Annotated in this window: 10 protein-coding genes; 8 read left to right on the top strand and 2 right to left on the bottom strand. The window is 57.6% G+C overall.

From position 1 onward, the window contains the following. Positions 1-120 precede the first annotated feature (120 nt). The 6 genes from KYK14_RS07035 to KYK14_RS07060 all read left to right on the top strand — a co-directional run bounded on the left by KYK14_RS07035 (position 121) and on the right by KYK14_RS07060 (position 6,973). On the top strand, positions 121-1,749 hold the full coding sequence (locus tag KYK14_RS07035; protein WP_219158055.1) for an acyl-CoA carboxylase subunit beta: 1,629 nt from the start codon (positions 121-123) through the stop codon (positions 1,747-1,749). Between the two features lie 58 nt (positions 1,750-1,807). Next, positions 1,808-2,275 (top strand): hypothetical protein, encoded by a 468-nt coding sequence (locus tag KYK14_RS07040; protein WP_219158056.1) that lies wholly within the window; start codon positions 1,808-1,810, stop codon positions 2,273-2,275. A gap of 86 nt (positions 2,276-2,361) precedes the next feature. Then, positions 2,362-3,543 carry a hypothetical protein gene (locus KYK14_RS07045; RefSeq protein WP_219158058.1) on the top strand — a complete coding sequence of 394 codons (1,182 nt, stop codon included), beginning with the start codon at positions 2,362-2,364 and terminating at the stop codon, positions 3,541-3,543. Between the two features lie 11 nt (positions 3,544-3,554). Beyond that, positions 3,555-3,974, top strand: a complete 420-nt coding sequence (locus KYK14_RS22565; protein ID WP_425514668.1) for a DUF3592 domain-containing protein — start codon at positions 3,555-3,557, stop codon at positions 3,972-3,974. Between the two features lie 201 nt (positions 3,975-4,175). After that, on the top strand, positions 4,176-5,912 hold the full coding sequence (gene poxB, locus KYK14_RS07055) for a ubiquinone-dependent pyruvate dehydrogenase (RefSeq protein WP_219158062.1): 1,737 nt from the start codon (positions 4,176-4,178) through the stop codon (positions 5,910-5,912). Between the two features lie 188 nt (positions 5,913-6,100). Next, complete coding sequence (locus KYK14_RS07060; protein ID WP_185281106.1) at positions 6,101-6,973, top strand: transglutaminase-like domain-containing protein; 873 nt, start codon at positions 6,101-6,103, stop codon at positions 6,971-6,973. Positions 6,974-7,159: 186 nt separating this feature from the next. Here KYK14_RS07060 and KYK14_RS07065 read toward each other — a convergent pair whose 3' ends face one another. Together KYK14_RS07065 and KYK14_RS07070 are read right to left on the bottom strand one after the other, a co-directional pair. After that, positions 7,160-7,759: a redoxin domain-containing protein gene (locus tag KYK14_RS07065; RefSeq protein ID WP_219158064.1), complete on the bottom strand. Its 600-nt coding sequence runs from the start codon at positions 7,757-7,759 to the stop codon at positions 7,160-7,162. A gap of 52 nt (positions 7,760-7,811) precedes the next feature. Beyond that, a complete protein-coding gene (locus KYK14_RS07070) occupies positions 7,812-8,474 on the bottom strand; it encodes a 4'-phosphopantetheinyl transferase family protein (RefSeq protein ID WP_219158066.1) in 663 nt (220 codons plus the stop codon). 76 nt (positions 8,475-8,550) lie between these two features. Here KYK14_RS07070 and KYK14_RS07075 point away from each other — a divergent pair, with 76 nt between their 5' ends. Beyond that, the gene (locus KYK14_RS07075) at positions 8,551-9,489 is read left to right on the top strand and encodes a WD40 repeat domain-containing protein (RefSeq protein ID WP_219158068.1); all 939 of its coding nucleotides are present in this window, start codon (positions 8,551-8,553) and stop codon (positions 9,487-9,489) included. Between the two features lie 140 nt (positions 9,490-9,629). Beyond that, positions 9,630-10,517 (top strand): DivIVA domain-containing protein (locus tag KYK14_RS07080; RefSeq protein ID WP_219158070.1); only part of this gene is annotated, 888 nt, incomplete at its 3' end.

Here is a 10,517-nt window from a genome sequence, read left to right on the forward strand (position 1 = left end):
GTACGAACGACGCATCCTTGCGTGATAAGGTCCTTCGCTCCGCTCAGGATGACAGGCGCTTTTGCTATTCACAAACTCACAATTTCACTACCTCAACACCCACCCTACCCCCACCCACCCATGGATATCGAATTCAACAAAAACGAAGACCACCTCAAGCAACTCACCTACCAGCTCTCGAAGCGTTTGCAGAAAATAGCGCTTGGGGGCGGCGAGAAGCGCATTGCCAAGCATAAGGAGAAGGGCAAGCTGACTGCCCGCGAGCGGATAGCCTACCTGCTCGATAAGGATGCGGAAACGGTAGAGGTAGGCGCGTTTGCCGGCGAAGGCATGTATGCCGACGAAGGCGGCTGCCCCAGCGGCGGGGTAGTGGTGGTACTCGGGTACGTGCAGGGTAGGCAGTGCGTGGTAGTGGCCAACGATGCCACCGTAAAGGCCGGCGCGTGGTTCCCCATCACGGCCAAAAAGAACCTGCGGGCACAGGAAATCAGCATTGAAAACCGCCTACCCATCATCTATCTGGTCGATTCGGCGGGGGTGTACCTGCCGATGCAGGACGAGATTTTTCCGGATAAAGAGCACTTCGGCCGCATCTTCCGCAATAATGCCGTGATGTCGTCAATGGGCCTTGTGCAGATTTCGGCCATTATGGGGCCGTGCGTGGCGGGCGGAGCCTACCTGCCCATCATGTCCGATGAGGCCATGATTGTGGAGGGTACGGGGTCGGTGTTTTTGGCGGGTTCCTACCTCGTGAAATCGGCCATTGGCGAAACCATCGACAACGAAACGCTGGGCGGCGCTACCACGCACTCCGAAATTTCGGGTGTCACGGATTACAAGTTTGCCACGGACGAAGAGTGCCTCGACCACATTCGCAACATCTTTGACAAGCTGGGTGACACGCCCAAAGCCGGATTCAACCGCGCCGCTGCTGCTGAGCCGAAAGCAAATCCGCAGGACATCTACGGCCTCCTACCCGCCGACCGCGCCAAGCCCTACGATATGATGGACATTATCAACCGGCTGGTTGATGATTCGGAGTTTGAGCCTTATAAGGACCTCTACGGCCAGACGCTCATCTGCGGCCTGGCCCGCATTGATGGTTGGGCGGTAGGCATCGTAGCCAACCAGCGCAAAATCGTGAAGTCGAAGAAAACCGGCATGCAGATGGGCGGTGTCATCTACTCCGACTCAGCCGACAAGGCGGCGCGCTTCATCATGAATTGCAACCAGAAGCGCATTCCGCTGGTGTTCCTGCACGATGTGTCGGGCTTTATGGTAGGCAGCCAGAGCGAGCAGGGCGGCATCATTAAGGATGGCGCCAAGATGGTGAATGCCATGGCCAACAGCGTGGTGCCGAAGTTCTCGGTGATTGTGGGCAACAGCTATGGCGCCGGCAACTACGCCATGTGCGGCAAAGCCTACGACCCACGCCTTATTGTAGCTTGGCCGACCGCCCAACTAGCCGTGATGAGCGGAGCCGCTGCTGCCAATACGCTCTTGCAAATTCAGGTAGCCTCGCTGAAAGCCAAAGGCCAGGAAATCACGCCCGAAGCTGAGAAAGAGCTACTCGACACCATCAAGGCCCGTTACGAGGAGCAACTCTCGCCCTACTACGCCGCCGCCCGCCTCTGGGTAGACGCTATTATTGACCCTTTGGAAACGCGTAAGGTCATTTCGCAGGGCATAGCCGCGGCCAATCATGCACCGATTGAGAAGGCGTATAATGTGGGGGTGATTCAGGTGTGAGAGCAGTTCCGATTCTATCTCTGTTCCTACCTTTGCCACTCACCCAGCCCTACCCTTTGTGACCGAACAAAATCCTTCCGCCTTCGAAAAAGCCCGCGCCGGCCTGTGGGTCAGCTTGCAAAAACACTTAGCGGCCGTATACAGCGCGGAGAAATCTTTCTTGGCGGCTACCGCTTTCGTTGAGGCGTTTCCGTTTGCGCTGCATGCAGCCACGGAGGAGCAACAAGCCGATTACCAACAGGCCCGCCGCGCCCTGCGCGACCTATACACCGACGAAACCGCCCAGCTCGGCACACTGGTAAAAGCCATTCGCACCAAGGCCTACACCGAGGACGAGAAGAAGCAACTTTACCTGCTGCTGCTGGGCTACCTAGATATTGCTGCCAGCGTATTTGCGCTGCTGAGCACGCACATGCCTACCAAGCTACCCGAAGACGAAGAGCTAGCCACCACGATAGATACGTTTGAGCGTGTCCGCAAATTTGCCCGCCTGAATGTGAAGGGCCTGACTGGTTTGCTGGGGTAGGGAGTATCAAAATAGACTGCAACTGGCCTGCCCGGCGCAGATAACGTCTGGTTGTATCTTGGGGCGCTTATCTAGTTATATTTCTCATGACTAAGAAATCTGTTCCTGCCTCGCCTCAAATTGTGCACATCCCAGCGGCAGGGGCAACTGGCAGCACCCTTTCCAAAGAACAAAAGGCCTTCAACCGCTTCACCAAGCGTATCAGCAAGCTGGAAAAGGAAGTAGCCGATTTTCGTGAGGCTGCTACCCACCTGCGCCAACGGGTGCAGAACGAATATCGCCCCTTGCAACAGCAGCACAACGACCAGCGCGCCGCCCTAGTGCGCGTGCTCGACCATGCCCACGACGAATACAAGCTCACTAAAACTGAGCGCGACAAAATTGTGGACATCATTGTGTATGGCTGCGTTGACTTGCTGGACTGGGGCTACGACGACCTGGAGCCTATTTTCGATAAGCACGACCCGCCCCTGAGCGCCGAAGAAACGGCCGAGGCGGAAGCGGCCAACGCAGAGGCCGACGCCCAGACCGCTGAGATGATGAAGCAGTTGTTTCGTCAGCAGTTCGGGATTGAGTTTGAGGCTGATGCTGATGTGAATACGCCCGAGAAGTTTCAGGCTTACGTGGCGCAACAAATGGCCGCGCAGGAAGAGGAGTTTGCTGCCGAGGAAGCACAGCGGGCCGAGCGTCGGGCTAAACGCAAAAAAAGCCCCAAGCAGCAGGCGGCCGAAGAGAAAAAGCAAGCCGAGGAAAAGAATAGCACCAAGGCCGTACGCACGCTCTACATGGACCTAGTAAAGCACCTGCACCCCGACCGGGAGCCCGACGAAGCAGAAAAAGCCCGCAAAACCGAGCTGCTGAAACAAGTGACCACGGCCTACGAGGCCAATGAGCTATTAACGCTGCTGCGCCTTCAGCTAGAGCTGAATCGCATCGACCAGGCCCACCTCGAAAACATGGCTGAAGAGCAGTTGCGCTACTACAACAAGCTGCTGCGCGAGCAGGCCCGTGAGCTGGAGGATGCCCTGCAAGCCGAGCGGATGGACCTGTCGGCCTTTTCTGGGCAGCCGTGGTATGCCCTTACCTCGCCTGCCGCCATGGACCTGGACTACCGCCGCCAGAAAAGTCAGCTGCAAGCCAAGATCAAGCAGTTAGCCGCCGAAGTGCTAGCTTTTGGGCACGACCCGGCCGCGGTGAAAGCCTTTCTGAAAACCTACAAGATTCCGAAAGATGGGCCAGGGCCGATGCTGGTGTCGCTGCCGCTGTAGAAAGCTGTACAATGGGATACAATATAATCTGTATAGCGGGTGTGTTTTTTCTGGTGGTTAGCCTGCTTTCCTTGAGAAGCAGAATACATACCATCAAGACCCAGGAAAGTACGACAGCAACAGTTATCAGAATAGATTGTGAAAAGGATAATGAGGGCGATAATACCTATAGGGCAATTTTTAGGTATACCACACGCAACAATCAGGAACTCATCTATACCCAGACTTCCTCTACCAATCCGGCAGCATGGGAGGTAGGCGAACAAGTGCGGATTGTATATGATCCGGAAAATCCCATTGATGCCATCATGCTAAGCTTTTTCGAAGCCTTTGGGATGATAGTTATTCTGTTGATAGTCTCACTCGCAATGCTCGTGGTAGGGGGCGGTCATTACTTTGCAAATAAGCTGTTTGAAAGTATCAGCAACTGATTGTTGATACGGTACTGAAATGTAGATCTGTGTTTCAGTCGTAACAAGGTGTACATGCACTGAAAGGCGTAGACCACTGGGCCTATCCTTGATAGCGTTTTGCGGAAGCTGTTGTTCAGTTACTCTGTGTAGGCATTAACCCAGCTACACGTCCCTACCCCTACACTTCCCGTATAGTCTTCAAAACAAGAATTGAAGACGATGGCGAAGAAGAAAGTATCCGAAATACTGATTGATACGTTGCAGGCCGCTGGTGTGCAGCGCGTGTACGGCGTAGTAGGCGACTCCCTCAATGGCGTGACAGACATTATCCGGCAGCGCGACGGCATTGGCTGGGTGCACGTGCGGCACGAGGAAGCCGGCGCCTTTGCGGCCGGCGCCGAAGCCCACCTCACCCAAGAACTGGCCGTGTGCGCGGGTAGCTGCGGCCCCGGCAACACCCACCTTATCAACGGCCTCTACGACTGCCACCGCAGCCGCGTGCCGGTGCTGGCCATTGCCTCCCAGATTCCGAGTGTAGAAATCGGGACGCAGTATTTCCAGGAAACCCACCCCGAGCGGCTGTTTCAGGAGTGTAGCGACTATTGCGAGTTGATTTCTACCCCCGAACACGCCGTGCGCGTGATTGAAAGCGCCATCCAAACGGCTCTAGTAAAGCGCGGCGTGGCCGTGATTGTGCTACCCGGCGACGTGTCGGAAATGGAAATTGAAGCGCCCGAGCCACGCCTACCCGCTCGGCATCGTTCCGCTACCCTGCGCCCTTCGGACGCCGATATAGCCGATGCCGCTACCATGCTGAATGGGGCGGAGAAAATAACCATTCTGGCTGGGGCCGGTTGCGCCAAAGCGCACGCTGAGCTGATGCAGGTAGCCAGCGCGCTGAAAGCGCCTATTGTGCACGCCCTGCGCGGCAAGGAGTACATTGAGTACGACAACCCCTACGATGTGGGTATGACCGGCCTGCTGGGCTTTGCCTCGGGCTACCACGCCATCATGGACAGTGACGTGCTGCTGATGCTGGGTACCGATTTTCCCTACACTCAATTTCTGCCCCAGGATTCCAAAACCATTCAGGTGGATTGCCGCGCCGAGCACATTGGCCGCCGCACCCGGGTAGACATTGGCTTGGCCGGCGACGTGGGCGAAACCATTCGGCAGCTGCTACCCCACCTGACCGCTAAAACGGAGCGAGCCCACTTGGATAAGGCTCTCAGCGACTACAAAGACTCGCGCGAGAACCTGGACGAGTTGGCCATCGGCAAGCCCGGCGACGACTCCATGCACCCGCAGTACCTGACCAAATTGGTAAACGAACTGGCCGCGGAAGATGCCATTTTTACCTGCGACGTAGGCACGCCTACTGTGTGGGCAGCCCGCTACCTTTCCATGAACGGCCAGCGGCGTTTGCTGGGCTCGTTCTACCACGGCAGCATGGCCAATGCCATGCCCCAGGCCATTGGAGCACAACTGGTCTACCCCAACCGGCAGGTAGTAGCCTTAGCCGGCGATGGCGGCTTTGCCATGTTGCTCGGCGACCTGCTGACGCTGAAGCAGTTAAACTTGCCCGTGAAGCTCGTTATCTACAACAACAGCTCCCTGGGTTTTGTGGAATTGGAAATGAAAGAAGCCGGTCTGCTACCCTACGAAACGACGCTCGACAACCCCGACTTCGCGGCCCTAGCCGAAAGCGTGGGCATTCGGGGAATACGCGTCGCCGACCCCGGCGACCTGCATGCTTCCCTGGCAGAAGCCTTTGCTCACCCCGGCCCGGTGGTGATTGATGCCATCGTAAAACGCGCCGAGTTGTCGATGCCGCCTACTATTGAGCTGGAGCAAGCCAAAGGCTTCAGCCTCTACGCCCTGAAAGCCGTGATGAGTGGCCGCGGCAACGAAATTCTGGACTTGGCAAAGGACAACCTGAACCTACTGGGACTGTAAAGCATCCAGCCTGTCATTCCGAGCTTGATAGTCAAAAATGCCGCGTCAATAGCTTTTAAATGAACATTTGCCGTAGTTAGCGGTGTTGACAGTAGCCGGTTTGGTGCGAGGCATCAAACCGGCTACTTTTATTCAGTATCTCCGCTCTGCCAGTTCTGGCTCCCGCCGCCGAAGCCTCGGCTATGTCTATGACCAACAAAGAAATAAAAGCGCTTATCTCGCTGCTCGATGATCCGGAAGTAGCGCCTCAGATTCAGGGCACTATCCAGAATCTGGGAGAAAGTATTATTCCGTTTTTGGAAGAATCGTGGGAAGAAACGCTGGACCCGCAGCAACAGCAACGCCTCGAAGACCTCATTCATAACCTGCAATTCGATGGGCTGAAGCAGCGCCTGCGCGTGTGGCGTGACACAGGGGGCGACAGTCTGCTAGAAGGCATGTGGCTGCTGAACTCCTACCAGTATCCCGATGCCGATTTTCAGGCTCTGAACCGCGCCATTGAGCAGCTGCGCTTCGAGGCTTGGACCCAAATGCGCCCCGGCATGCACCCCGCCGACCAAGTGCAGGTCCTCAACTACGTGTTGTTTCGTACGCACAAGCTGGCGGCCAACACGCAGAATTTCCACTCGCCGGCCAACTCCATGTTGCACTTAGTGTTGGAAACCCGGCGCGGCAACCCGCTCACGCTCTGCGTGATCTACCTACTGGTGGCCCAGCGCCTAATGCTGCCCATCTACGGCGTGAACCTGCCAAACCTATTTGTACTGCTGTTCCGACCCACTAATCCCAATGTAGAGCCGTTCTACATCAACTGCTACAACCGCGGCCTAATCCTGTCCCGCACCGATATTGAACACTACATCGCCCAGCTCAACCTCACGCCCAACGAAGTGTTCTTCGAGCCCTGCTCGCACCTAGACATCGTGCGCCGCGCCCTACGCAACTTGCAGTTGAGCTTCGAGAAAATGCAGGAACCTGCAAAAGCCGGTGAAGTAGCTGAATTGCTGGCTATCCTAACAGATGAAGGCGAACCGCTGACGGATAATGAAGGGGAGGAGTAAGGGTAGTAATTTTGTGAGGGTATGGGGGTAGGAGGATAGGAAGTAAAGGAGTGTGTCATCCTGAGCGCAGCGAAGGACCTTCTCACGCGTGAACGACAAGCGTACCAACGACTCGTTCTACCGTGAGAAGGTCCTTCGCAAGCTCAGGATGACAGAATTATCTATCTACCCATCTAATTACTACCTCTAAAACTTCTTAATCAAACAGCCCGCAACGCGGGTGTCGGCTATGCCGGAGGGGCGTCCAGCTAGCAGGTTGTCGAGCACCTGGGCGAGGTAGCGCTGGCGCACGTCGCTTTCCACTTGGGGGTTGTCGTCGATGGCGCCTTTGTAGCGTACGGTGAAGCCGTTACCGGCGGGTTGGAGCACTACTACCTCTGGGGTTTTGGTGGCGCCGAGCTGGTTACTCACCTTCTGGCCTTCGTCGGTGAGGTAGGTGATGTTGTTGCTGTCGCTTTTCAGCACGAGCTTTTGCGCGTCGCCGGCCGCATCTATGTTGATGGGGGCATCGATATACAGGAACTGTACGCCTTGCCCGCCATACGTGGAGGCCAGCGCATTGAGGCGGCCTTGGTACGACTTGGAAAAGGGGCAGTTCTGGTTGATAAACACCACCACCACGGCCTTGCTACCAGCGTAGCTGCTGAGCGACACCGACGCGTTGGCCGCGTTTTTCAGTGTGAAATCGGTGACAGTGCGCGTGCCTTGGGCGCGTGCTACCCCCAAGCCCACAGTGCAGAAAACCAGGGTAGCAGCAGCGAGAAGCGAAAGTCGGCGGAAAGACATAGCGGGAAGTAAGAAGTGAGAAGCGTCGAGTGCGAAGCGATGAAGCAGATAGCTATTGCTCCAAGTTCATCAATTCAACGCAATACGTGAGCACATAGCCGGGCGCTGGGCGCAAGTAGGTCAGCTGGTGCTGGCTGCGGGAGTTTTCGAGCAGCAGGTGAGCCGTCAACTCGCCTGCCTCCCGCAGCCAAAACGGGTCGAGCAATAATTGCTCTTTGAACACCAGCCCCCGGCGACTATGCAGCTTATAAAGCGTCTCCTTGGCACTCCAATAGAGACTGTATTTGGCTGCATCGTCGCCGGCATCGGCCCGCTCGGCTTCCGATAGAAACCTTGGGGCCAGTTTTTGTGCTTTTCCACGAATTAATTCAACATCTATGCCAACTCTGCCTTGGGCCGCAACTATTCCGGCCACCCACTCGCCGGAGTGCGACAGCGACACGGCGTAATGGGGTAGAGCAGTAAGATAGGGGCGGCCATTGGCGTCGTTGGCCAGGGTAGCGGGGGCGGCCGTCAGTTCTGGTAGCAGCGCGTGCACCAGCAAGCGGCCCGCGGCCCACTGCGCCGCGCGTGTAGGGTCGCGGCCGGCCGGGTACAGGGCCTGGTACACGGTAGGGTAGGGGAGCTGCGGCAGCAGTTCGGCGGTGGTTTCGGTGAGGCGCCACAGGCCGAGGATGGCGCCGTGGGGCAGGGGAGTAATGGAGTGCAGAGGCATAGGGTAGGAGCGCCGCCCACCCGAAGTGGCGCGGCACAAGCAAATCTGGCGTAATTTCGCCTAAATTCTCGTGCGCATGTCCGTTCCCGCTCGTCCTCAGGTCCAGAAACTCGCTACCCTCACTGGGCACCGCGACTGTGTGTATACCCTGAGCGGCGCCCCCAACGAAACCACGTTTTACTCGGCTGGGGCCGATGGGCTGGTGGCTAGTTGGAACGTAGCCGCCCCCGAGGCCGACGGCATGCTGGTGGCGAAGGTAGAGAAGTCGGTGTATGCATTGCGCTACCTGCCGGGGCGGCAACTGCTGGTACTGGGGCACAATTACGAGGGCGTGCAGGTAATTGATCTGCACAACCGCCAACTGGCACACGCCACGGCCTTACCCCCGCTGGCTATCTTCGATCTGGCGTACTCCGAGGAAGCGCAACGCCTGTTTGTGGCCCTGGCCGATGGCACGTTGGCCGTGCTGCGCGCCGCCGATTTCAGCCTGGAAAAACTCCTGCGCGTGACCGATAAAAGCCTGCGCTGCCTGTCCCTGCACCCTACCCGCCCAGAGCTGGCCGTGGGCAGCAGCGATGCCACCGTGCGCGTGCTGGACGTGCACACGCTGGATGCCCTGCACACGCTCCCCGACGCCACCAACTCCGTTTTCACCGTGGCCTACTCCCCTGATGGCCATTACCTGCTGGCCGCTGGCCGCGATGCCCACCTGCGCCGCTACGACGCGGCTGCCAGCTACGCTCTCACCGACACGGTGGTAGCGCACATGTTCACCATCAACCACCTCACGTTCTCCCCCGATGGCCGCTATTTGGCCACGTGCAGCATGGACAAATCCATCAAGCTATGGGAGGCCGATACCCTGCGCCTACTGCGGGTGGTAGACCGGGCGCGCCACGCCGGCCACGGCACCTCTGTGAACAAGTTATTTTGGTCGGGGCAGCAAAATCGGCTAGTTTCGTGTAGCGACGACCGCAGCCTGGCGGTGTGGGAGCTTACGTGGGCTGACAGTTAATGGCTGTTAGCTGTTGGCTTTGTGGTTGATAACCAAGCAGCGTATTGCTATGCTGCAATATATCGTCAGGTTGTGGCGTATTCTCAATAAATGCAAAGGCTGCTGGCTATGAGCTAACAGCTACTAGCCAACCGCTACACATGAAAATATCTGCCCTCGACATTCGGCAAAAGACCTTTGAAAAAGCCTTCCGGGGCCTCGATGCCGACGAAGTAAACGCCTTCCTACTCACGCTTTCGCAGCAGTGGGAGCGGATGGGCGACGAAAACCGCGACCTGCGCAACAAACTCGACTACGCCACGCAGGAAGTGCAGAAGATGCGCGAGATAGAAAGCTCGCTCTACCGCACCCTCAAAACTGCTGAGGACACCGGCCAGAACATCACCGAGCAGGCCCAGCGCAACGCGGAAATCCGGCTGCGCGAGGCCCAACTGCAAGCCGAGGAACTACTGTCGCAGGCCCGGCAAAAAGCGCGTACACTGGTAGAAGATGCCTATAAGCAAGCCGAGCGTAGTGTGACGGAAATGCAGGTGGAGGTGAGCCGCCTCAACCAAGAGCATCAGCGCCTAGAAGGCGCGCTGGATTCCCTGGTGCGCGACTTGCAGCACTTGGCTACCGACACCATGGAGAAGGCCGACAAAGCCCGCAACCGACCTAAAGGCGGCACGGCGGCCATCCTTTCGCAAGCGGCTAGCGTAAAGGTGAGTAAACCCGAACCTTCACCTGAAGCCACTCCTACTATGCGTATTGACACTGCTGCCACTTCCTCGGCCGCTGCCGTAGGCGGCGCGCTGGTTGCCACCCAATTTGGCAGCGACGCCGTTACCACGGGCCGCCCCATCGGTCCGCAGCCCGGTGCTTACAACCCCAAGCCCGGCCAACAACCCGACCCCGGCGCACCCGCGCAGATTCCCGGTCCGGAAATCAGCCCCGACCCTATCCCCAACGAAAACCCCGGCCAGGTGCCGCCCTCGCGCATTGACGAGCCGTCTCCCTCGCGCATCATCGAGCCCGACTCGCCTAACGTA

Source organism: Hymenobacter profundi, assembly GCF_019334315.1.
GTDB lineage: Bacteria > Bacteroidota > Bacteroidia > Cytophagales > Hymenobacteraceae > Hymenobacter > Hymenobacter profundi.

Excerpts from the sequence above, each read along its gene's own strand:
- KYK14_RS07075 (WP_219158068.1), top strand. The coding sequence starts at position 8,551 with ATGTCCGTTCCCGCTCGTCCTCAGGTCCAGAAACTCGCTACCCTCACT.
- KYK14_RS07070 (WP_219158066.1), bottom strand. The coding sequence starts at position 8,474 with ATGCCTCTGCACTCCATTACTCCCCTGCCCCACGGCGCCATCCTCGGC.
- KYK14_RS22565 (WP_425514668.1), top strand. The coding sequence starts at position 3,555 with ATGGGATACAATATAATCTGTATAGCGGGTGTGTTTTTTCTGGTGGTT.
- KYK14_RS07065 (WP_219158064.1), bottom strand. The coding sequence starts at position 7,759 with ATGTCTTTCCGCCGACTTTCGCTTCTCGCTGCTGCTACCCTGGTTTTC.
- KYK14_RS07060 (WP_185281106.1), top strand. The coding sequence starts at position 6,101 with ATGACCAACAAAGAAATAAAAGCGCTTATCTCGCTGCTCGATGATCCG.
- poxB (WP_219158062.1), top strand. The coding sequence starts at position 4,176 with ATGGCGAAGAAGAAAGTATCCGAAATACTGATTGATACGTTGCAGGCC.
- KYK14_RS07035 (WP_219158055.1), top strand. The coding sequence starts at position 121 with ATGGATATCGAATTCAACAAAAACGAAGACCACCTCAAGCAACTCACC.
- KYK14_RS07045 (WP_219158058.1), top strand. The coding sequence starts at position 2,362 with ATGACTAAGAAATCTGTTCCTGCCTCGCCTCAAATTGTGCACATCCCA.